The following is a 21,025-nucleotide window of genomic DNA, read 5'->3' as shown; positions in this document are numbered from 1 at the left end:
GCTGCGCTGGTTTCGTGCGGTGTTCGCGCGGGAGCTGGGCTCTTGTGTGCGGTTTGAAGCGTCCGGAATGGGGGACGGTAGGGGGAGTGGGCCTGAAGGGGGCGTCTCGTGCGGGAGATCGCCTTGGAAGGCGGGCGGGTCGGTGCGGGACCGAGGTGGGCGGCCTCGGAAGGCGGCGCGGAGAGGTCGCGACGTCGCGGGACCGGCTCGGGAGGGGGGCGGATCGGTGCGGGACCGAGGTGGGTGGCCTCGAAAGGCGGCGCGGAGAGGTCGCGACGTCGCGGGGCCGCTTCGAGGGGCGGCGTGGTCGGTGCGGGACCGAGGTGGGTGACTTCGAAAGGCGTCGCGAAGAGGTCGCGACGTGGCGGGACCGGCTCGGGAGGGGGGCCGATCGACCTGGGATCGAAAAATACGGCCTCGGTGGGGGGCCGGTCGATCCAGCCCGCCGGCCCTCCGCTCAGCCCCCCGCGCCGACCGGCAGCCGCAGCGCGACCTCGAGCCCGCCGCCGTCCGCGTTCCTCGCCTCGACCTCGCCGCCGTGGATCCGCACCGCCCGCTGCGTGATGGCCAGCCCGATCCCCGTGCCGCCCGCGCCGCGCGCCCTGTGGTCGTCGACCCGGTAGAACGGCTTCCAGATGTCCCCGAGCGCGCCCTCCGGGACGCCCGGGCCGCGATCGCGGACGCGCACCTCGGCCGTCCCGCCGGAGCACTCGAGATCGATGCGGACGGCGGTCCCCGGCTCGGTGAAGCGCACCGCGTTGCGCACGACGTTCTCGATGGCGCGCCGGAGCAGCTCCTCGTTCCCGTCCAGCGAGCACGCGTCGCGCGCCCCGAGCTCGACCGAACAACCCCGCTGCTCGGCCTCGAACGCGGCGTCCTCGACAAGCTGCTCCAGGAGCGCCGTGAGATCGACCCGCTCGGTGCGCTCCATGCCGCGGCCCGACTCCAGGCGGCTCAGCGTGAGCAGCTCGCCGATCATCCCGTTGAGCCGCTCCGTCTCCCGCTCGATCCGGTCGAACGCAGGCTCCACGTCCGGCGGCGAGCGCCGGCGGACGAGCTCGAGCGCGATGTTGAGCCGCGCCAGCGGCGACCGGAGCTCGTGCGAGACGTCGCGCAGGAGCCGGCGCTGCGTCTCCAGGAGCTCGTCGATGCGCTCGGCCATCCGGTCCATGTCGCGCCCGAGCGCCAGCGTCTCGCCGTCCGCGCCCGCGAGCTTCTGCGAGACGCGCACCGAGAGATCACCCGCGGCCATCCGCTGCGTGGCGCCGCGCAGGATGCGGATCGGTCGGGACAGGTACCGCGCGAGGAGCACCGCGACGAGCCCGGTGACGGCGACGATCGCGAGGAGCCGCTGGGGCAACGTCTCCGGCACGATGAAGAACATCCACGGCGACCGGACCGGACCGGCCGCGATCGCGGCGAGGGCAGGGTCGCGGCGCAGGACGACCGCGACGAGCTCACGCTCCTCGCCGACCTCGATGGCGATGCCGTCGCCCGAGCGCTTCGCCCTCTCCTCGACGAGCGGCGCGCCCTCGATGGACTCGCCCATCACGAGCGCGCCGGCCCGGTACACCGCGACGCGCTGATCCCGCGGATCGAGCGGCGCGAGGCGCTGCTCGCAGCCGGGGAGCCCGTCCCGCGCGCAGGCGAGCGCGCTCTCCGCCCGGAGCTCGATGCTGCGCGTGTTCAGGCGGCGGCGCAGCCCGCTCGGCTCGGCGGAGAACGCCCAGCCGTGGATCACCGCGAGCAGGCCGGCGAGCAGCGCCATGGCGAGCCACAGCGAGACGAGGAGGCGCAGGAAGAGGCTCTTCACGGCCGCCCTCCGGGGAGGAAGCGCTTCACGTGCGCTCCCTCGCGAGGATGTAGCCCGCGTTGCGGACCGTCTTGATGCGCTCGCCGCCGTCCGGCCCAGGCCCGAGCTTGCGGCGGAGGTTCGAGACATGCATGTCGATGCCGCGGTCGTACGCCGCGAGCCTTCGTCCGAGGACGCGCCGCGCGAGATCCTCGCGCGAGACCACCGTCCCCGCCTGTCGCGCCAGGACCTCGAGCAGGTCGAATTCGGCCGTCGTGAGCCGGACCTCCTCGCCGCGGACACGGACGCGCCGCGCGGCGGGGAGCACCTCGAGATCGTCGACCGTCAGCGCGCCCTGCGCCTCCGCGGCGGAAGGACCGGCCGCCGCTCCCGCGTGGCCAGCGTGAGAGGCGCGCCGGTGGAGCGCGCGCACGCGGGCGACCAGCTCGCGCGGGTTGAACGGCTTCGGCAGGTAGTCGTCGGCGCCCATCTCGAGGCCGACGATGCGGTCGACGTCCTCGCCCCGCGCGGTGAGCATCAGGACAGGGACGCGCGAGCTCTGCCGCAGCCGCGTGAGGACCTCGAACCCGTTGAGCCCTGGCAGCATCACGTCGAGCACCACGAGCGTGAACGGCTTCTCCCTCTCCTCCTGCGCGCGCGCGAGGCCGGAGATCGCGTCGCGCGCGCTCTCCACGGCGTAACCCTCCTGACCGAGCAGCTCGGCCAGGAGCTCGCAGAGCTCGGCGTCGTCGTCGATGACCAGGATCTGGGGCGGATCCGTCATGTCGCGACTGTAGCGCGCCTGTCGCACCGCCGTGTAAGGCCTGGTCAAGAGGCGTCTTGACGAATCTTTACACGACCAGGACACCTCTTGAGACACTGCCCTTTAGCTTGCGGTGCATGACGTTCACTCGCTCCGTTCCCTTGACGTGGCTGGCGTCTCTCGCCCTTGCCGCCACGTGCTCGCTGAGCGTCGCGGCGCGCGCCGAGACGCTCACCGCCGAGGAGGCGGTCCGCCGCGCAGCCTCCCAGAACCCGTCCCTCCGCGCGGCGCTGCTCGAGGCCACCGCGGCGCGGCAGGCCGTCGCCGCCGAGGAGGGCGCCCGCAGGCCCACGCTCTCGGCCTCGGTGACCGGAGAGTACAACGAGCCGTTCCGCACCGGCGCCGACCCCATCGACGCTGACGGCAACGGAGTCCCCGACACCGACGCCGACGGCAACCCGCTCACCATTCGCATGCTCAAGCGCTCCAGCGGCACGTCCGTCGCGTCGAACGTGGCGCTGCGGTACACGACCGACGTCGGGACGAGCCTCGAGGTGGGCGCGTCCGGGCGCGCGCCCGCGGACGGGACCCCGGGGCCGAACTACGGCGCGCAGGCCTACGTCTCCGCGCGGCAGCCGCTCCTCCGAGGGGCCGGGACCGACGCGGTCCTCGCGCCGTACGTGCAGGCGCAGGCGTCGGCCGTCGCCGCGGAGCAGGACCGCGAGCTCGCGGCGAGCCAGACCGCGCTCGACGTGCTCGGGGCGTACTGGGAGCTCTGGTACGCGGAGCAGGCGATCCTCGTGCAGGAGCAGGCGCTCGCGGCCGCGGAGCGGCTGCTCGCCGACGCGAAGGCGCGCGCCGAGAAGCTCGGCACCGGCACGAAGGTGGACGTCCTGCGCTTCTCGACCTCGGCCGCGTCCATCGCGGACTCGCTGTCGCAGGCGCGGGCGACGCGCGCGGCGCGGGCCATCGCGCTCGGGCGCGCGCTCGGCATGCCCCCGGCGAGCGCGGCGTCGCTCGCCCCGACCGGCGCGCCGCCGTCGCTCGGGGCGCTACCGCCGGCCGACGCGCTCGTGCGCGCGGCGAGCGAGCGATCCCTGGAGCTCGCGGCGCTGCGCGCCGACCTCGATGCGCAGCGCGCGCGGGTGAGCGCGGCGGAGGACGCGGACCAGATCCGCCTCGACCTGTTCGCGACGGCCTCGATGGACGGGCAGTGGGTGCGCGACGGCCTGCCGGGGCTCTCGCTGCCCGGCGGTCGGCCCGCGTTCGGCGTGCTGGGCGGGATCGAGGTCGAGCTGCCGCTCGGCGGCAGCCGGGCGTCCGCCGACGCGGCCCGCGCGCGCACGCAGCTCGCGGCCGCGGAGGCGCGGTACCAGGCGCGCGCCGAGGCGATCGCGGCCGACGTCAGCTCGCTGCGGGCGAGCCTCGAGGCCGCCGCCGAGCAGGTCGCGCTGGCCACCGAGACGGCGCGCATGGCGGGCGAGCTGGCCGAGGCCGAGCGGCAGCGGCTCTCGCTCGGGACCGCGACGTCGGCGGACGTGGTGCAGGCGGAGCAGACGCGGAGAGAGGCGGAGCTCCGCAGGCTGCGGGCGGCGGTGACGGAGCTGACGTCGCGCCTCCAGCTCGATCACGAGACGGGCGCTCTGCTCGTCCGCTTCGCGTCGGTGCTCCCCAGGAGGTCGTCATGAACAGGAACAAGAAGCGCTACCTGATGTCCGGCGTGGCCGCGTTGGCCGTGGCGAGCTTCGGGATCGGCGGGTACGCCTGGTACAAGCAGCCCGCGAAGACCCCCGCCGGCCCGACCGTCGAGATCCGCCGCGGGAGCCTGACCGAGACCGCCGCCGCGTCCGGGAAGATCGAGCCCGACGTCCAGGTCGAGGTGAAATCGCGCGTCGCGGGCCAGGTCGTCGAGGTGCTCGTGAAGGAGGGCGATACGGTCGAGGCGGGGCAGCTCCTCGTGCGCCTCGACCCGACGGACGCGGAGCGCGACCTCGCCGAGGCGCGCGTGGCGCGCGACCGCGTGAAGGCGGACCTCGCCGCGGCGAACGCGTCGGTCGCGGTCGCGGAGCTCGAGCGCAAGAACAGCCAGGCGAGCCAGGAGGTCGCCGAGAAGAGCGCCGAGATGGGCCTCGGGTCGACCGACGCGGCCCGGACTGCGGCGCACTCGACGAAGGTCGCGGGCGCGAACATCACGCTGCGGAAGGCGCAGCTGAGCTCGTCGCAGGCGCAGCTGAAGACGGCCGAGCTGGCGGTGCAGGACGCCGAGACGCGCCTGAAGGAGACGCAGATCTACGCGCCGATCGCCGGGACGGTGCTCGACGTGGCGGTGGAGAAGGGGACGCTCGTCTCGTCGGCGCTCACCAACGTGAGCGGCGGGAGCGCCGTGATGACGCTCGCCGATCTGTCGAACCTGCGCATCGTCGGCGCGATCGACGAGGCGCAGATCGGGCGCGTCGCGCCGGGGCAGCGGGTCGACATCCGCGTCGACGCCTACGGGGACCGGGTGTTCCAGGGCGTTGTCGACCGGGTGAGCCCGCTCGGCAAGGAGGTGTCGAGCGTCGTGACCTTTGACGTCGAGATCGTCGTCAAGGACAAGGACGCGTCGCTGCTCCGGTCCGGGATGAGCGCGGACGTGGAGATCGTGACCGCGGAGCAGAAGGACGTGCTGCTCGTGCCGCTCCTGGCCGTGCAGTCGCAGGGCAAGCGGCGGTTCGTGCGGCTCGCGAACGGCGAGGAGCGGCCGATCCAGACCGGGGCGACGGACGGCTCGCAGATGGTCGTGACCGCGGGGCTGAGCGAGGGCGACGACGTGCTCGCGAGCGCGCCCGCCGCGAGCGCGGCGGGTCCGCAGGGGCAGCCGCCGGGCGGCGGCCAGAACCCGATGCGCGGGATGGGCATGGGGATGGGCGCTGGCCGAGGGGGGCGCTGAGATGGACGTCCCGGTCCTCGTGAGCGGGCTCTCGAAGGTGTACCACGCCGATCGCGAGGACCTCGCGGTGCGGGCGGTCGACCGGATCGGCTTCGAGGTGCGCCGGGGCGAGTCGGTCGCGATCATCGGGCCCTCGGGCTGCGGGAAGTCGAGCCTGCTGAACATCCTCGGGTGCCTGGATCGGCCGACGGAGGGCACGTACCGGCTCGGAGGGCGCGACGTGGCGGAGCTCGACGACGACGAGCTCGCGGCGCTCAGGAACCGCCACATCGGGTTCGTGTTCCAGAGCTTCAACCTGCTGCCGCGGATGACGGCGGCGGAGAACGTCGAGCTGCCGCTGCTCTACGGGGCGGTGAAGAACACCCGCGCGCTCGCGGAGGGCGCGCTCGAGCGCGTGGGGCTCGCGGCGCGCGCGCGGCACCTGCCGTCGGAGCTCTCCGGCGGGCAGCGGCAGCGCGTCGCGATCGCGCGGGCGATCGTGACGCGGCCGTCGATCCTGCTGTGCGACGAGCCGACGGGCGCGCTCGACAGCAAGACGGGGCGCGACGTGCTGGAGCTGCTCCTGTCGCTGAACGCGGACGGGACGACGCTGATCATGGTGACCCACGACCTCGGCGTGGCGCGGTCGCTCTCGCGCGCCATCCACATGAGGGACGGCCACATCGTGGCCGACGGCCCGTCGGGCGACGTGGTGTCGGCGTTCCACGCGGGCGAGATGGAGGCAGCATGTTGATCAAGGAGACGGCGAAGAGCGCGTGGCGCTCGCTCGCCTCGAACCGCATGCGCACGCTGCTGACGATGCTCGGCATGATCATCGGGACCGCGGCGGTCGTGGCGGTGCTCGGGATCGGGGAGGGCGCGCGCAGCAGCGTCGAGGGGCGGATCCGGTCGCTCGGCGCGAACCTGCTGACGGTGCGCCCGGGGTCGGCGTCGGCGAGCGGGGTCCGGTCGGGCACGGTGAAGACGCTGACCGAGGGCGACGCCGAGGCGCTGAAAAAGCTCGACGGCGTGGCGGCGGTCGCGCCGGAGCGGAGCGGCAACGCGCAGCTCAGGTACATGGCGAGCAACCTGAGCGCGGCCGTGACGGGGATCACACCGGCGTACCTCGACGTCCGCTCGCTCTCGGTGGCGAGCGGCGTCTCGTTCTCCGACCTGGACGAGCAGCAGCGGGCGCGCGTGGTGGTGCTCGGGGCGAACGTGGCGAAGCAGCTCTATCCGGGGGCCTCGCCGCTCGGGACGCGGCTCCAGATCAACGGGAACGCGTTCCGGGTGGTCGGGGTGCTGACGGAGAAGGGGTCGGGCATGGGCTCGCCGGACGACGGGGTGTTCGTGCCGATGTCGACGCACCGGTCGGTGCTGTTCGGGCAGGATCACCTGTCGACGATCTCGCTCCAGCTGAAGAGCGAGGATCGGTCCGAGGCGGTGATCGCGCAGCTCAATCAGCTGCTACGCCTGCGCCACCGGCTGCGCGCGGATCAGGCGAGCGATTTCGAGGTGCGGTCGCAGGCCGAGATGCTGGCGACGATGGGGCAGATCACGGGCACGTTCACGACGCTGCTCGGCAGCGTGGCGGCGGTGTCGCTGATCGTGGGGGGTATCGGGATCATGAACATCATGCTGGTCTCGGTGCGGGAGCGGACGCGCGAGATCGGCGTGCGGATGGCGGTCGGGGCGCGGCGTGGGGACATCCTGCGGCAATTCCTGGTCGAGGCGGTCGTGGTGTCGCTCGCGGGCGGCGTGGCCGGGGTGGGCCTCGGGTACGGGGCGGCGGTGCTGCTGTCGCGGTTCGGGCAGTGGGCCACCATCGTGCCGACGTACGCGGTCGGGCTGGCGCTAGGGGTGTCGATCCTCATCGGGATCACGTTCGGCGTGGGCCCGGCGAGGCGCGCGTCGAGGCTCGATCCGGTGGAGGCGCTGAGGTTCGAGTGAGCGGGCAATGGGGGAGGCACGGGTTGAAGGGGCGAGTCTCGGGTATGCTGGATGAACAACGGACATGACCAAGACACATCACCGCCGGTCGTCGTCCCGAGAACCGATATCGCTCGCCTGAAGGCCTCGTTCCCGCCGCCCGCGCCCATCGCGACGGAATACAGACGTCGCTCATTCTGGGCTGCTCATCGCTCCACGCACACCCGAACCCACGCCGCAGCGCGGCGGTCCGTTCTGGCCGATCGCGCAGTGTTTGCCGGCGCAGCGCTGAGCTCGCCATTGCTTTTCAGTACCGGCGCGCCGCCGGCTCGCTATCCTGTGGTGGGATGGATGTCCTGCTGCAGAACGACCACCTGACGGTCACCCTCGATCAGGAGATGTCGATCGTCCGCAGCACCCGCTCGGAGCTCCCCTATCCGTCGCCTGACGATTTCATCCGGGTCCATACCGAGGCGGTCAAGGTCTACGAATCGCTGGATCGCTGGTGCCTCGGCCACCTGATCGACCTCCGCCGGGCGCCCATGAACAACGATCCGGCGTTCGAGGCCGCGACGATGCGCACGCGCAGCATGCTCGTCAGCGAGTTCGCGTGCGTCGCCATTGTCGTGCGGACGGCGGTCGGCGCCCTCCAGGTGAACCGGCTCCTGCGTGAGGAGAGCAACGACCATGTCGTCGTGCTTCAGGACGACGACGCCGCCGTGGGAGTTCTCCTCGAGGAGCTCGGAAAGCAGGTGCGCCGGTCCAGCGCGCCGCCGCACAGCCGCCCCCGGAGCTCCCATCCCCATCCCTTCATGCGCCCCGCCAGGCAGCGCTGAGCCCGAGAAGCCAGGCGACGTGAAGGCCGTTCTGGCGCCCGGAGCGAGGGCGCCTGTCGCGGCGCTTCTCGTGAGCGCTCCGGGCGTCTAGACTCCCCGGGTGCGCGCCGATCGCAGCACGTGCCCGCGCTGCGGCCTCCTGATCAACGCGGAGGGGCGCTGTTACCTCGGGTGCCAGGGGCCGCTCGCCACCGTGCGCTGCGGCGGCTGCTACCAGCTGAACCTCCCCGACGCGGAGCGCTGCGACGGGTGCGGGCACGAGCTCGGCCTGGAGCCCATCCCCGAGCCCGACGCGCTCCTCTGCTCCGATTGCGGCGTGCCCTTCTCGGCGTTCCGCGCCGCGGCCGGCCTCCTCCGCGACTGCTGCCGGTGCGGCGGCCAGCTCGTCGACCACGCGCTCTTGCGGGATCTCCTGGAGCGCCGGGAGAGCTATGGGACGAGCGCGCCGAGGCCGCCGCGGCAGCCGGAGCACGTCGACGTCCGCGTGCGCTACGTCCGGTGCCCGGCGTGCGGCCAGCGGATGAACCGCAAGAACTTCGCCGGCAAGAGCGGCATCATCGTCGACATCTGCAGGGAACACGGCACCTGGTTCGACCGGGGCGAGCTCCCGCAGCTCCTCGCCTTTGCCGCGTCGGGCGGCACCGCGATGGCGCGGCAGCAGCAGATCGAGGAAGAGGAGCGGTCGCGCCGGGAGGCCGAGAACGCCAGGGAGGCGGCGCGTCGGGCGAGGGCCGTCGTGGCTGCCTCGTCCTGGGAATCCCGCTGGGAAGGCCGGCGGGCCGGCGTGCAGGAGCTGCTCGAGCTCTTGTGGCAGATCACCCGCTGAGCGTTCGCGCGCGCCGGCCGCGCCGGTGAAGAGACGTTAAGGGGCGTGCAGGACGGACGGGGGCGTCGTATGACGTGCTGCCACGACATGACGTCCCTCGACCAGCGCCTGTCGGCGCTCGATCTGTCCGTCCTGCCGACCTGGGTCTACGACCACGGCCGGCACCGGTTCCCCTGGGTGAACGCGAAGGCCCTCCAGTTCTGGCGCGCGACGGATCGCGCCGAGCTGCTCTCCCGCGACCTCTCGGACCTGTCGCCGGCCGTCCGCGCGCGCCTCGACGGCTACCTCCGTGTCCTCGCGGAAGGGGGGACGGTCCTGGAGGACTGGACGGTCTACCCGCGCGGGACGCCCGCGACCGTGACGCTCCATGGGCAGCCGATCGACCTCGATGACGGGCGGCTCGCGATCCTGTTCCAGGCGCTCCCTCAGGCCGCCAGCGTCGGCGCCTCGATGGTGCGCGGCGTGGAGGCGGTCCGCCACTCGTCGGTGCTGGTCAGCCTCGTCGACCGGGAGGGGAAGGTGCTGTTCCACAACCCCGCGGCCCTGCACGCCCTCGGCGACGCGCCGACGATCGACGCAGCGTTCCCGGACGAGGGCGTGGCCGCGGCGGTCCGCGGCGCGATCGACGCCGAGGCGGCGTGGGCAGGGGAGGTGCGGGTCGTCACGACCCACGGCGAGCGGTGGCACCAGGTGGAGGCGCGCCCGACGACCGATCCCGTGACCGGCGCGCGCGCGGTGCTCGTGCAGCAGCTCGACGTCACGGCGCAGCGGCGCGCCGAGGGGCAGGTCGAGGAGCAGGGCCGGCTCATCGACCAGCTGAACCGCTCGCTCGCCCTCGTGGAGGAGCAACGGCGGCAGATCCTCAACCTCTCCGCGCCGATCCTCGACGTCGGCCGGGGCACGCTCGCGGTGCCGCTCATCGGGCGCCTCGACGCGGAGCGCGGCAGCGAGCTTGGAGAGCGGCTCCTCCCCGCGATCGTGGCGCAGCGGGCGTCCCACGTGGTCCTCGACGTCACCGGCGCAGAGGCGCTCGATCCGGACGGCGCCGCGGCCCTGGAGCGGCTGGCGCACGCGATCCAGCTGCTCGGCTCCAGGCCGATCCTCACCGGCGTCCGCCCGGAGGTCGCGCGCGCGCTCGTCGACGTCGATCTCGGCGAGGAGCTGCTCGTCCTGCGCAGCCTCGGCCGCGGCCTGGAGGTCAGCCGGAAGCGCGCGCGTGGAGACGCGCGACGGCGGACGTAGGCGCGGGCGCGCGCGGCGCCATCTGGAGCGGCGTCCCGGCGGCGCCTGCGTCCGCTGCGCGCTTTTCGAGCTGCCAGGACGGACGGCCTCTGCCATAACGGCCGCCATGACGCTTGAAATTCGTGGAAAGTGGGCGCTTGTCACCGGCGCGAGCCGGGGTATCGGAAAGCGGATCGCGCGCGGCCTCGCGGATCTCGGCTGCAACGTCGTCCTGCACAGCCGCGACGCGGCGCACACGCGCGAGCTCGAAGGCGAGCTCGCCGGCAAGGGGATCCGGGTGAGCGCCGTCTCGGGCGAGCTGTCGGATCAGACGGCGGTCGACCGCATGCTGGACGACGCCATCGCGGCGTCGGGCGGGATCGACCTCCTGTTCAACAACGCCGCCATCATGACGCCGTTCCGCGCCTCGCACCTGCAGACACCGGCGGACGATTACCGGCTCAGCTTCGAGGTGAACGTCATCAGCCCGATACGGATCACGTACCGGCTGCTGCCGACGATGCTGGAGCGCCGCTTCGGGCGCATCGTCCAGGTGACCTCCGGGATCCAGGATCAGCCCGAGCTGATGGCCTACGCGGCGTCGAAGGCCGCGCTCGACAAGTTCGTGCGCGACATGGCGCCTTCGCTCCGTGGCACGGGCGTGCTGATGAACCTCCTCGACCCGGGTTGGCTGCGGACCGATCTCGGCGGGCCGAAGGCGCCGAACGACGTCGAGTCGGTGCTGCCTGGGGCGCTCGTTCCGGCGCTGGTCGACGGCGAGGTCCACGGAGTGCTCTTCCGCGCGCAGGATTACGTGCGTCCCGCCGCGCGCTGACGCACGCGGGGGCGTGCTTCTGACGTACCGCGCGCCTCGCGTGAATCGCGCCGGCTCGACAAGTTGTGCCGCGCCGCCGGTGCGTGTCTTGCTAGCGTCGTGGGAGATGAACGAGAGCTCGGGACCTGGGGCGGACACGAGACCTCGCGCGGGCTGCGGCGCGGCGGAGGCTCCCACGGCGCTCGCGACGGCGGCCGTCGCGCGTGCAGCGCGATGGGGCCGCTGGGGGATGCTCTTGCCGGTGCTGGCCTGCGCGTGCTCGTTGGAGGGGTTGTCCTCCGAGTGGGACGCCTCGTCGGCGCCCACGGGAGGGGGGAGCAGCTTGTTCAGGATCAGGATCGAGGCCGAGGACTGCGAGCTCTCCGGCCGTTTCGAGCGTGTGGACGACCCGCTGGCGAGCGGCGGGACGTTCGTGGCGGTCCCCGAGGAGGCGAATTGCGAGAGCGATCGGGTCGACTGCTCGTTCGAGATCGGCGAGGCCGGCACGTACCAGATCAGGGCCAGGGTCGCCACGGGGCCCGACGAGAGCACGGACAACTCGTTCCTGGTCCGCATGGACCATGAGCCGGAGCTCGGCACCAGGTACGACTTCAACGGGACCGAGTTCCACGAAGATTACGTTCACGACTCGGAGGACGCGACAGGGCTGCTGCTCAAGTTCGAGCTCGATCCCGGGATGCACATCGTCTCGTTCGGGTGCCGCGAGGACGCGGCCAGGCTCGACTGGGTCGAGCTCGTTCGAATCGGCCCCTGATCCCCGGGAGGAGCCGCGGCACCGAGCACCGGGCGACGCCGCGGCGCGCGATATCGCGGGCATCGGACAGCGCCAGGGCGGATGACGCGGTGTTGCACGCGTCCACCGTGTCAACCCGTGGTTGACAGCCTCGGTCGCGGCGCCGCCCTGGGGCCTCGGGAGAGAGGCGCGGCGCAGCAGCGGTTCCTGCGAGAAATGCGGTGGAACCGCGCGATCCAGACGGGGCCAGTCCGCCCTGAACTGATGGCATGTGCGTTGCTGTGAAGCTTCAGCGAACGGCTTGTGTGCTGTCCGGCGTCTCCGCCCGCGTCGCGCGAGCTGCTTGGCCTTGGCTCATCACGGAAAGGTGACTTGCTCATGAAGTGCGAATCTCGAGTCGCTTGGGCTGCGCTGATCGCGCTCGGCATCCTCGGCGTTTCGGTGGTCGGGTGCGGCTCGGAGACGTCAGAGCCGGAAGACGATGCGGGGCAGTCGACGAGCAGCGGGAGCGCCGGCTCCACGGCGAGCGTCGGCACCACCGGCACCGGCGGAACCGGCGCGGGCAGCGGTGCTGGCATCTCCAGCGGCGGGACCGGGGGCTCCGGCAGCGGGACCGGAAGCTCCGGCAGCGGTGAGGGCGGCTCGGACGAAGGCACCGGCGGCTCCGGCAGCGGTGAGGGCGGCTCGGACGAAGGCACCGGCGGCTCCAGCTCCAGCAGCGGCGCGGGCGGCTCTGGCAGCGGCGCTGGCGGCGGCGACCCCGGCGCGGTCGACTTCAGGCTCTACGGCTATGCCACGACCGGCGACGGCACCACCGGCGGCAAGGGCGGAGAGGTCGTCTCCGTGAGCTCGCTCGACGCCCTGAGGAGGGAGGCCTCGAGGGAGGGCGCCGTGATCATCCAGATCACCGGCAAGATCAGCGGTAGCGGCGACGACGTGGACGTCACCTCCGACAAGACCCTCGTGGGGGTCGGATCGAGCGGAGAGCTGGAGGGGATCGGGCTCAATCTAAGGAGGTCCTCCAACGTCATCGTCCGCAACCTGAAGATCCACCACGTGCTGGCCAGCAGCGGCAACGGCGACGGCATCCACATGGACGAGAGCCACAACGTCTGGATCGACCACTGCGAGCTCTGGGCCGAGTCTCCCGCTGTGAACTCCGACAAGGACAAGTACGATGGCCTCATCGACGCGACCCACGAGTCCTCGAACATCACGATCTCGTGGAGCTACCTGCACGACCACTGGAAGGGCATGCTGGTCGGCTCGTCGGACAAGGACGACAGCGATCGCCGCATCACCTTCCATCACAACCGCTTCCGCAACGTGAACTCCCGTATCCCGAGCTACCGCGGCGGCAACGGGCACGTCTTCAACAACTACTTCGAGGACATCGCCACGTCGGGGGTGAACTCGCGGGTCGGCGCCTGCCTGAGGGTGGAGGGCAATCACTTCTACAAGGTGCAGAACCCCATCACCACGCTGGACAGCCCGGCCGGCGGTACGCACCGCATCGACAACGTGTTCGAGGAGACCACCGGGACGCAGGAGTCGGGTGAAGACTGCTCCTGGACCGCGCCGTACGAGTACCCGCTCGACCGCGCGGCCGCCGTCAAGGCCCTCGTCCTGGAGCACGCAGGCGTCGGCAAGACGGATCCGCTGGCGAACCTGCCCTGAGCGCCGTCGCCGGAGCGCCCCTTGTCCCGGCGGCTCCAGGCGGGGGCGCGCCCGAGCTCGCGTCCGCCGGCTGAGCCATTCCCGGCCTGTCGGGGTACATAGTCAGCATGAACCCCGAGCCGCCGCTCCGCGCGTGGGTGCGACCGCCCCTCACCCAGGGGAGCGTGGCGCGCCAGTGGCAGCGCATCGAGGAGCGGCTCGAGGCCCGGGGCGCTCGCCATGGCCGCCGGTGGCTCTGGGCCGGCTCCCTCGCAGGAGCGCTCGCCCTGGGGGCGGCCGCGCTGTGGGTGGGGGCGCGCGACGGCTCGTCCAGCGCGCCGCCGGTCGCGGTCGCGGCGATGGGCTCGGTGCTGTCCCTGTCGGACGGCTCAACGATCTCGCTCGACCAGGGCGCGGAGCTCGAGGTGCAGCGCGACGAGCCTCGCCACATCGCGACCGCGCTGCGCTCGGGCGCGGCCCGCTTCGAGGTCGTCCCCGACGCCGCGCGGTCGTTCACCGTCGTGGCGCGCGGCGTGGAGGTCCGCGTCGTCGGCACCGAGTTCCGCGTCGTCGTCGACGGGGCGACGGAGGAGGTCTCCGTCACGGTGACGAAGGGGATCGTCGAGGTCCGTCACCCCGCGCGGCCCGACGACGTGAAGCGGCTGCACGCGGGCGAGTCGTGGTCGACGAGGCCCGAGCCCGCGAAGGCGGAGCCGCCCGAGGGCGCGGTGCCTGCTCAGCCACCGCCCGCCCAGCCGCTCGCCACGGGCGCCCCGGCGGCGGCGCCGGCGCAGGGGAACGCAGCGGCCGCGCCCTCCGCGCCGAGCGCCGACGCCGCGCAGAAGCTCTTCGATGCGGCCAACCAGGCGCGGCGGGCAGGGGATCTCGCGCGCGCCGCGACGCTGTACCGGCAGCTCGTGGCGAGGCACCCGGGCGACGCGCGGGCGCAGATCGCGGCGCTCGAGCTCGGCCGCATCGAGATGGAGCGAGGCCAGGGCACGAACGCCGAGGACGCGCTCAAGACCGCCGCCTCGTCGGCGGCAGGCTCGTCGGTCCACGAAGATGCGCTCGCCCGCCTCGTCCGGCTCTACGATGGCCAGGGGAAACGAGCCGCGTGCGAAGAGGCCCGACGTCGCTACCTCACGACCTACCCGAACGGCGTCCACGTCGCCGCCATGAAGGCCGCCTGCGCGCAGCGGTGATGGCGGCGGGGCGCAGTCTCGCGCTCCCGGCCCTCCTCGCCGCCACCGCCGGGGTCGCGCGCGCCGAAGGGGTCGCGCGCGCCGAAGGAGACGCCTGCGGCGGCGATGCGCCGCCGATCGCCGTGCTCGTCGAGGGCGCGACGCCGGAGCTCGAGCGCGCGATCTTCGTGGACCTGGCAGCCGAGCTTGCCCGCACCGACCTCTGCGCGCGTCTCGAGGCGGGCGCCTCGCCCGACGCGCGCGGTGCGGGGCACGAGCGGGCGATCGCGCGCGTGACCATCCGCATCTCGCCGGAAGGCGTCGCCGCGGTCCGCGTCGACGACGCCATGACCCAGAAGCGCCTCGAGCGCACGGTGGACGTGGCCGGGCTGAAGGACGACGGCCGCGCGCTCGCGCTCGCGATCGCCGCCGACGAGCTCCTCCGGGCGAGCTGGGTCGAGCCCACGCTGAGGCGGCGGGCCGCGATGGCGAGCGCCGCGCCAGCGCCGACGGCGCCCGCGGGCGGGCCCCGCGAGGCCCCGGACGCTGGCGGCGGAGCGGATCGGCGCGCGACCGAGATCGGCGTCCGCGCGACCGTGGCCGCGTACGGCGGCGGCCAGGTGCAGCTCGGGGGCGCGCTCCTCCTCCGGCGGGACGTGCTGCCCTGGCTCGCTGGCTCGGTGTTCGTGTACGCGCGCGAGGCGCTCCCCGCGTCCGCCGCGATCGGGACGGTGCTCGGGCACGCCGCGGGCGGCGGCGCCTCGCTGTCGGCGTACGTCGCTCGGACGGGGCGCGCCCGGCTCGGCTTCGAGGCGGCCGTCGAGGCGGGCTACGTGCTGTTCGAAGGGCGCGCCGAGGAGGGCGCGTCGGCGTCGCGCTTCGGAGGGCCGACCGCGTTCGGCGCGCTCGGCGTGACCGCGGACGTCGACGTGCGGCCCGTGCGCTTCGGCGCGAGCGTCGGCGCGCTTGCGCCCTTCATGATGGTGGAGGCGCTCGCGGGCGACGCGGTCGTCACGCGCATGGGCGGCCCAGGCGTGCTCGCCGCGCTGGGCGCGGGGGTGGCGTTCTGACACGGCGCTCGACGTGGCTGCAGGCGTGGCGCGCGATCGCCGTCGCTGTCGCCGTGGGGGCGTGCACCCAGAGCGGCGTCGTCCTCGAGGCGGGGCCGGGCGGAGCCGGCGCGGGCGGGGCCGGTGCAGGTGGCGCCGGAGCGGCCCGCGCGGGGGCGGGGGGAGCCGGTGCAGGTGGCGCCGGCGCGGGCGGTGCTGCCCAGGACACCGTCTGGCGCGTCGACGGCCTCGCCGCGGGCCCGTACCACACGTGCGTCATCCAGGGCGGGCGGCTCTCCTGCTGGGGGGCCAACGACGAGGGGCAGCTCGGCGTCGGCGACACGGAGGACCGGACCACCCCGGCTGCGGTCGAGGGCGACGGCTGGGCCGAGAGCGCCATCGGCGAGCTCCACAGCTGCGCGAGGCGCCTCGACGGCAGCCTGTGGTGCTGGGGCGCGAACGGCGAGGGGCAGCTCGGAATCGGGTCCGCGGCCTCCGAGGCCACGCCCGTGTTGGTCAGCAGCGCGCCGCCGATGGCGCAGCTCGGGAGCACGTACCTTCACACGTGCGGGGTGGACGTCGACGGGGCGCTCTGGTGCTGGGGTGACAACGAGGAGGGCCAGCTCGGCCTCGACGATCCCTTCCCGGAGGACGGCGTCGACCGCGACCAGCCCACGCGCGTCGGGTCGGCGAACGACTGGACGCTCGTCGACGGCGGCCAGGGCCACAGCTGCGGTATCCGCGCGCCGGGCCACCTCTACTGCTGGGGGCGCAACACCCGGGGCGAGCTCGGCCTCGGCGACGACGCCGAGCTGCAGCTGCGCGATCCGCACCGCGTCGGCGACGCCACGGACTGGATCGACGTCCGCACCGGCCAGAACGGGGCCTGCGGGCTGCGCGACGTGGGCCGTGGTGGCCACGAGGGCGCGCTGTACTGCTGGGGCGAGAACTCGTTCGGCGAGGCGGGCGTCGGACACGAGGAGATCCTCCGGGCGCCGGCGCGCGTCGGTGCGCTCGACGACTGGGTCAGCTTCTCGATCGACACCTTCCACACGTGCGGCGTGCGCGCGAACGGTGAGCTCTACTGCTGGGGCTACAACCTGGAGGGCCAGCTCGGCCTGGGCGACATGAGCGATCACACGACGCCGGTGCGCGTCGGCGACGCCTCCGACTGGGCGTCGGTCGCGGCCGGGCGACACCACACGTGCGCGCGGAAGCGCGACGGCGCGGTCCTGTGCGCCGGGCTCAACGATCGCGGCCAGCTCGGCACCGGAGACCTCGAGCGGCGCCTCGTCTTCACGCCGGTCGCGAGCGCGCCGTGAGCGGTCGTCACGCGCCGGGCTTGCGCGGGCGCCCGGCCTGCGCCGAGAGGCGCTCTTCGGCGGCCGCGATGCGCCGCTTGACCGTCGCGAGCGACGCGCCCGTGGCCTCGGCGACCTCTTCCAGCGACATGCCCTCGACGCGCCGGAGCAGGAGCGCGACCCGCTCGGCGACCGGGAGCGCCTCGACCTGCACGTAGAGCTGCCGCACCTCGACGGCGACGTCCTGCGGGCAGTCCGAGCCGACGACTTCGTCGAACGACACGTCCCCGCGGCGCGCGAGCCCGAGCCGCTCGGCGACGCGCTGGCGCCGCAGCTGCTTGTGCGTGAGCCGCACCGCCATCGAGGCGATCCACGAGGCGAAGGCCTGGGGGTTCTCGAGCTTGTGGAGGGAGACGAACGCCGTGAAGAACACGTCCTGCACGACGTCGTCGAGGTCCGCGCGGTTCGGGATCAGGCGCCAGAGGATCCCCGAGACGTACGACACATGCCGCAGGAAGAGCGCCTCCTGCGCCCAGCGCTCCCCCGCGCGCGCGGCCAGGACGAGCGCCGCGTCGGAGGGGCCCGCCTTGGGCCCGGGCGGCGCCGGCGGGCCCCCGCGTGCGCTGGGCGGACTCTGGCTCACGACGACGATATACAATAGGGGATCGTCGCCGGACGAACTGTGAGCTCAGGGGAGGGGCGCGGTGCGCTTCCTGACGCTTCCCGATCTGGAGGGGTTCCGGGCGGTCACGTCAGCACGCGGGCGGCGCTAGCGGCTCGCCGATTTCGCCCCGGCGGGGCGCTCGTCGAGCCAGAGGATGGCGGTGACGCCGCGCGGGTAATAGCGGCTGCCGACAGGCACGCCCCGCTGCATCTGGTCGGAGAAGGCCCAGTAGCCGGAGCCCTCGATCTGCCAGCGGACGTGGGCCTCGTCGTGGCGCCCGTCGTCGGAGAGGTCGGCCTTCAGGATCGCGCGCGCGATGTGCTGGCAGAGCGCGATCTTGCTCATCCAGGAGTTGTCGCTGCTGCTCGAGAGCTTCCAGCCGCCCTCGGGGAACAGGCACATCCCGGGCTTGAGGATGGCCTGGAAATGCCGGCGGAGCGTCCGGACGAGCTCGCCGTGCTCGCCCTCGGCGGCGTTGCCGTCAAGCAGGCCCATGGCGTGGGGATAGAGGAGCCCCTCGATCGCGGGGATGATCGCGCTCTTCGAGCTCCCGTCGAGCAGGGCGGGGATGTAGCCCGACGGCTCGTGGAAGGCCGACACGATGGCGCGCGCCGACCGCTGGCTCGCTGCCCTGGACTCCGCGGCCTGGGCGGCGTTCCCGCAGCGCTCGAGCAGGTGGGCGAGGATCACGTACGACGCCCACGTCTTACCGGCCAGGTACAGGTTGCCGCGCGCGCGCCCGAGCGAGTGGTCGAGCGAGTCGTAGGTCGTGATCTCGGCGCCGGTCCCGCAGCGGCTGCTGTCGAGCGACATCACGCCGGTCCGCGCGCCGGGCTCCGGGGCGTCGCGGTGGAGGAGGCTCGTGAGGAGCTCGGCGAAGAGGCCCCGGTGGCGGTCGAGGAAGCCCGCGTCGCCGGTGCGCGCGATGTAGACGCCGGTGCAGCAGATCCAGTTCGTGAGCTGCTCGTGCGTCATGTGGCTGAAGCAGGCGGCGTCGAGGTTCGGGCGCTACGTGATCCGTCCAGCACGGATTGTGTCGGTGGCCCAGCCGAGCTCGCGGCGGATGTCCTGCTCGCCGAAGACGCGGCGCATCTGCGTGTCGTACGTCAGCGGGACGCCGAACGGGACGTCCGAGCCGGCGGCGCTGCTCGTATCGAAGTAAGGGAGGCAGAAGAACTGGCCGTTGCCCTCGCGGTAACCGATGTAGACGTTCGACCCTCCCGGGCGGCCGACCTGGGAGGCAAAGGCGCCCCGTCGGTTGAAGCTGCCGAGGGTGAAGGAGGCAAAGGCGCCGACCGGCGCATGCTGAACGTTGTAGGAGGAGCTCACGGCGGCACGATACAGGAACCGCCTTGCGAAGCGCCCCTGTGGACTGGCGTGCGACGCCGGCAAAAGGCGCGTCGCACGGCGGAGCTGCCCGCGCGGGAGCCGAGTATGGCGAGCGCCGACGATGTAGTCCGTTCAGCGCCAGAGGTCGTCTCGAAGGTGTGTCGTGGCGTCCGGTGATTCCGTCGTGTCCTGATGTATAAGGGCCTATCGGGCCCCGCCGAATTGGGCGATGCGCCGCTCGGGGAGCTCAGCTCTCTCGAACGGCCCGGAACCTGGGGGAAGATCTCGTCATGTTGACCTTCGCGGCGCTTTGTGCTCAGAGCCGGGCGATTTCACGGATGGCGTTCGATCGGAAGTATCCGCACGCCTGGTTGCTCCGGGAGCTCGGCCCCGATGACCAGCCTCCTCCATCGTTCAAGACCCTCGTCGCCGGCACCGCGCCTGGCATGAGCGGCCAGCCGATCCCGTCCCGTCACCGGATCTCGTCAGGGATGATCTCCACATCGCACGGCTGCGAGCTCCTGCCGGTGGCGAAGCGCCCCGAGAGCCCCTGGCAGGATCGCATCCTCATCGGGCGGGCGCTGAACAGCGATATCGTGCTCCGCGACGCGTCCGTCTCCAAGGTCCACGCCCACATCTCGGTGCTGGTCGCGGACACCCCGATGCTCCACGCGAGAAAGAGCACCAACGGGACCTTCCTGAACGACCGGCTCCTGGCGCCGGCCGGGGACGGCGTGCCCCTCCGCAGCGGCGACATGCTGCAGCTCGGCAACGTCGTCTGCGAGTTCATCGTGAACGCCGATCTCTACCGGCTCATCGCTCGCTGAGGGCGGGGCTTCCCCGCGGCTCCGCTCGCTCGTCTGATCGCCCGAGCCCTGACAGATCGCCGGCGCCGCCGCCGGGATCAGCTCCGCTCCGGGTGGGGCGCGCGGAAGAGCACCTCCACCGGGCCCGCGTGCGTCTCCACGACGTAGCTCGCGTCCACCGGGGCGCCGCCGCGGAACGCCTTCGTGACCTCCTTGCGCCGCTTCATCAGCTCGACCAGGCCGAGCGCGAGCGCCTCGGAGGCCGTGAGCTCCTTCGGCGTCGGCTTGCGGCCGATGAGGTCCTCGTCGACCATCGCGAGCGTGGGGTAGGCGTCCGGGTCGGCCAGCTCCCAGCGCTGCTCGGCGACCTCGGCGCGCAGCGCGGGGTGCAGGTCGCTCGCGCGATCGAAGCTCAGCGAGAAGAAGCTCGCCGGCAGCGACGCGGGGGGCGCGTCCGGGAGCTTGGCGGTCTCGGCCAGGTAGAGCTCGAACCCGCGCGCGCTCTCGAACAGGAGGACGCCGTGGCTCTGGCCAGCCTGCCCGACGACGCACAGCGCGAGATCGCGCGCGCCGAGCGATGGGATCGACAGCGCCATGATATCCGCGTCGCTGGGCACCGCCTTCCAGGGCGTCACGCGGTAGAGCGCGGCCGCCGCGCGGAAGAACGAGGCCATCGCCGGCGCTTCGATGCCGCCCCCGAGGAAGCTCGGCGTCAGGCGGCCGTCCCGCGCGCCGAGGTGCGCCTCCAGGTCCTCGGCCACGACGTCGATCTCCGGCGTGGGCGCGACGCGGACCTCGACCTTCGGGCCGAGCCGCGCCCGCAGGGCCTCCGCGAGCGCCGGCGAGGCCACGCGCACGCGCTCGGGCAGGCGCGGCTTGCCCTCCAGGGGACCTTTGGCGGCGGCCTCGAAGCTGTCGACCGCGCCCGTCACGACGTCGCCGGGGCGCAGGGCGGCGCAGCTCAGGACGAAGCCGCGCTCGGTCATCCAGACGACCGCCTCGGGGCGGTACGCGTCGTCGCCCTCGTGCACGAAGGCGCGCAGGGAGAAGAAGCCGCCGATCCACTCCTCGTCCCTACGAGGCAGGGGGCGCGCGCTCTTCTTGGACCGCTTCTTCTTGGGGGCTGGCACGGAGGACATCAGGGCACCTGTTCGCGAGGGCGCTCCAGCCGGTACGCTCGACGACCTGGGAGCGAG

19 protein-coding genes and 1 pseudogene are annotated in these 21,025 nt (G+C 73.0%); 14 read left to right on the top strand and 6 right to left on the bottom strand.

Annotated elements, in window-relative coordinates; translation table 11 throughout:
- Positions 1-457: 457 nt before the first annotated feature.
- A complete protein-coding gene (locus tag WME79_RS27045) occupies positions 458-1,813 on the bottom strand; it encodes an ATP-binding protein (RefSeq protein ID WP_437520474.1) in 1,356 nt (451 codons plus the stop codon).
- A 25-nt stretch (positions 1,814-1,838) separates the two neighbouring features.
- On the bottom strand, positions 1,839-2,576 hold the full coding sequence (locus tag WME79_RS27040; protein ID WP_437520472.1) for a response regulator transcription factor: 738 nt from the start codon (positions 2,574-2,576) through the stop codon (positions 1,839-1,841).
- 116 nt (positions 2,577-2,692) lie between these two features.
- On the opposite strand from WME79_RS27040, the gene WME79_RS27035 reads away from it, so the two are divergent.
- The 13 genes from WME79_RS27035 to WME79_RS26975 all read left to right on the top strand — a co-directional run bounded on the left by WME79_RS27035 (position 2,693) and on the right by WME79_RS26975 (position 17,051).
- Positions 2,693-4,243, top strand: coding sequence for a TolC family protein (locus tag WME79_RS27035; protein WP_437520470.1), 1,551 nt, complete (start codon positions 2,693-2,695; stop codon positions 4,241-4,243).
- A complete protein-coding gene (locus WME79_RS27030) occupies positions 4,240-5,484 on the top strand; it encodes an efflux RND transporter periplasmic adaptor subunit (RefSeq protein ID WP_437520469.1) in 1,245 nt (414 codons plus the stop codon). The genes WME79_RS27035 and WME79_RS27030 overlap by 4 nt, the downstream gene beginning before the upstream one ends.
- Before the next feature lies 1 nt (position 5,485).
- On the top strand, positions 5,486-6,217 hold the full coding sequence (locus WME79_RS27025) for an ABC transporter ATP-binding protein (RefSeq protein WP_437520468.1): 732 nt from the start codon (positions 5,486-5,488) through the stop codon (positions 6,215-6,217).
- Positions 6,211-7,413, top strand: a complete 1,203-nt coding sequence (locus tag WME79_RS27020; RefSeq protein WP_437520466.1) for an ABC transporter permease — start codon at positions 6,211-6,213, stop codon at positions 7,411-7,413. The genes WME79_RS27025 and WME79_RS27020 overlap by 7 nt, the downstream gene beginning before the upstream one ends.
- A gap of 326 nt (positions 7,414-7,739) precedes the next feature.
- Positions 7,740-8,228, top strand: a complete 489-nt coding sequence (locus WME79_RS27015; protein WP_437520464.1) for a hypothetical protein — start codon at positions 7,740-7,742, stop codon at positions 8,226-8,228.
- A gap of 100 nt (positions 8,229-8,328) precedes the next feature.
- The gene (locus WME79_RS27010; protein ID WP_437520462.1) at positions 8,329-9,054 is read left to right on the top strand and encodes a zf-TFIIB domain-containing protein; all 726 of its coding nucleotides are present in this window, start codon (positions 8,329-8,331) and stop codon (positions 9,052-9,054) included.
- Positions 9,055-9,141: 87 nt separating this feature from the next.
- A complete protein-coding gene (locus WME79_RS27005; protein ID WP_437520460.1) occupies positions 9,142-10,296 on the top strand; it encodes a PAS domain-containing protein in 1,155 nt (384 codons plus the stop codon).
- 106 nt (positions 10,297-10,402) lie between these two features.
- Positions 10,403-11,110, top strand: a complete 708-nt coding sequence (locus tag WME79_RS27000) for an SDR family NAD(P)-dependent oxidoreductase (RefSeq protein WP_437520458.1) — start codon at positions 10,403-10,405, stop codon at positions 11,108-11,110.
- Between the two features lie 322 nt (positions 11,111-11,432).
- A complete protein-coding gene (locus WME79_RS26995; RefSeq protein ID WP_437520456.1) occupies positions 11,433-11,864 on the top strand; it encodes a hypothetical protein in 432 nt (143 codons plus the stop codon).
- 357 nt (positions 11,865-12,221) lie between these two features.
- Positions 12,222-13,520: a pectate lyase family protein gene (locus tag WME79_RS26990; RefSeq protein ID WP_437520454.1), complete on the top strand. Its 1,299-nt coding sequence runs from the start codon at positions 12,222-12,224 to the stop codon at positions 13,518-13,520.
- Between the two features lie 107 nt (positions 13,521-13,627).
- Positions 13,628-14,701, top strand: a complete 1,074-nt coding sequence (locus tag WME79_RS26985; protein WP_437520452.1) for a FecR domain-containing protein — start codon at positions 13,628-13,630, stop codon at positions 14,699-14,701.
- Entirely contained in the window at positions 14,701-15,750 is a 1,050-nt protein-coding gene (locus tag WME79_RS26980; RefSeq protein WP_437520450.1) for a hypothetical protein, read from the top strand. The genes WME79_RS26985 and WME79_RS26980 overlap by 1 nt, the downstream gene beginning before the upstream one ends.
- A gap of 53 nt (positions 15,751-15,803) precedes the next feature.
- Positions 15,804-17,051, top strand: coding sequence for an RCC1 domain-containing protein (locus WME79_RS26975; RefSeq protein WP_437520448.1), 1,248 nt, complete (start codon positions 15,804-15,806; stop codon positions 17,049-17,051).
- Between the two features lie 7 nt (positions 17,052-17,058).
- Here the strand turns inward: WME79_RS26975 and WME79_RS26970 are convergent, their stop codons facing one another.
- From WME79_RS26970 to WME79_RS26960, 3 genes and pseudogenes are all read right to left on the bottom strand, one after another.
- Positions 17,059-17,673: an RNA polymerase sigma factor gene (locus WME79_RS26970; RefSeq protein ID WP_437520446.1), complete on the bottom strand. Its 615-nt coding sequence runs from the start codon at positions 17,671-17,673 to the stop codon at positions 17,059-17,061.
- 126 nt (positions 17,674-17,799) lie between these two features.
- A pseudogene (locus WME79_RS26965) lies at positions 17,800-18,687 on the bottom strand (glycoside hydrolase family 52 protein); the annotation flags it as partial.
- A gap of 15 nt (positions 18,688-18,702) precedes the next feature.
- On the bottom strand, positions 18,703-19,023 hold the full coding sequence (locus WME79_RS26960) for a glycoside hydrolase family 52 protein (protein ID WP_437520445.1): 321 nt from the start codon (positions 19,021-19,023) through the stop codon (positions 18,703-18,705).
- Between the two features lie 338 nt (positions 19,024-19,361).
- On the opposite strand from WME79_RS26960, the gene WME79_RS26955 reads away from it, so the two are divergent.
- On the top strand, positions 19,362-19,850 hold the full coding sequence (locus WME79_RS26955; RefSeq protein WP_437520443.1) for an FHA domain-containing protein: 489 nt from the start codon (positions 19,362-19,364) through the stop codon (positions 19,848-19,850).
- A gap of 77 nt (positions 19,851-19,927) precedes the next feature.
- Here WME79_RS26955 and WME79_RS26950 read toward each other — a convergent pair whose 3' ends face one another.
- Positions 19,928-20,968 (bottom strand): hypothetical protein, encoded by a 1,041-nt coding sequence (locus WME79_RS26950; RefSeq protein WP_437520441.1) that lies wholly within the window; start codon positions 20,966-20,968, stop codon positions 19,928-19,930.
- Between the last annotated feature and the right edge of the window lie 57 nt (positions 20,969-21,025).

This window comes from Sorangium sp. So ce726, assembly GCF_051521405.1.
Taxonomy (GTDB): domain Bacteria; phylum Myxococcota_A; class Polyangia; order Polyangiales; family Polyangiaceae; genus Sorangium.
The sequence above is the reverse complement of the archived record's forward strand: the minus strand, read 5'-3'. Positions and strand labels throughout refer to the sequence as shown.

What these genes read in the sequence shown, in the direction of transcription:
- WME79_RS27025 (WP_437520468.1), top strand. Translation starts at nt 5,486, where the DNA reads ATGGACGTCCCGGTCCTCGTGAGCGGGCTCTCGAAGGTGTACCACGCC.
- WME79_RS27020 (WP_437520466.1), top strand. Translation starts at nt 6,211, where the DNA reads ATGTTGATCAAGGAGACGGCGAAGAGCGCGTGGCGCTCGCTCGCCTCG.
- WME79_RS27000 (WP_437520458.1), top strand. Translation starts at nt 10,403, where the DNA reads ATGACGCTTGAAATTCGTGGAAAGTGGGCGCTTGTCACCGGCGCGAGC.
- WME79_RS27035 (WP_437520470.1), top strand. Translation starts at nt 2,693, where the DNA reads ATGACGTTCACTCGCTCCGTTCCCTTGACGTGGCTGGCGTCTCTCGCC.
- WME79_RS26990 (WP_437520454.1), top strand. Translation starts at nt 12,222, where the DNA reads ATGAAGTGCGAATCTCGAGTCGCTTGGGCTGCGCTGATCGCGCTCGGC.
- WME79_RS27005 (WP_437520460.1), top strand. Translation starts at nt 9,142, where the DNA reads ATGACGTCCCTCGACCAGCGCCTGTCGGCGCTCGATCTGTCCGTCCTG.
- WME79_RS27040 (WP_437520472.1), bottom strand. Translation starts at nt 2,576, where the DNA reads ATGACGGATCCGCCCCAGATCCTGGTCATCGACGACGACGCCGAGCTC.
- WME79_RS26950 (WP_437520441.1), bottom strand. Translation starts at nt 20,968, where the DNA reads ATGTCCTCCGTGCCAGCCCCCAAGAAGAAGCGGTCCAAGAAGAGCGCG.
- WME79_RS26955 (WP_437520443.1), top strand. Translation starts at nt 19,362, where the DNA reads ATGGCGTTCGATCGGAAGTATCCGCACGCCTGGTTGCTCCGGGAGCTC.
- WME79_RS27015 (WP_437520464.1), top strand. Translation starts at nt 7,740, where the DNA reads ATGGATGTCCTGCTGCAGAACGACCACCTGACGGTCACCCTCGATCAG.
- WME79_RS26985 (WP_437520452.1), top strand. Translation starts at nt 13,628, where the DNA reads ATGAACCCCGAGCCGCCGCTCCGCGCGTGGGTGCGACCGCCCCTCACC.
- WME79_RS26980 (WP_437520450.1), top strand. Translation starts at nt 14,701, where the DNA reads ATGGCGGCGGGGCGCAGTCTCGCGCTCCCGGCCCTCCTCGCCGCCACC.
- WME79_RS27030 (WP_437520469.1), top strand. Translation starts at nt 4,240, where the DNA reads ATGAACAGGAACAAGAAGCGCTACCTGATGTCCGGCGTGGCCGCGTTG.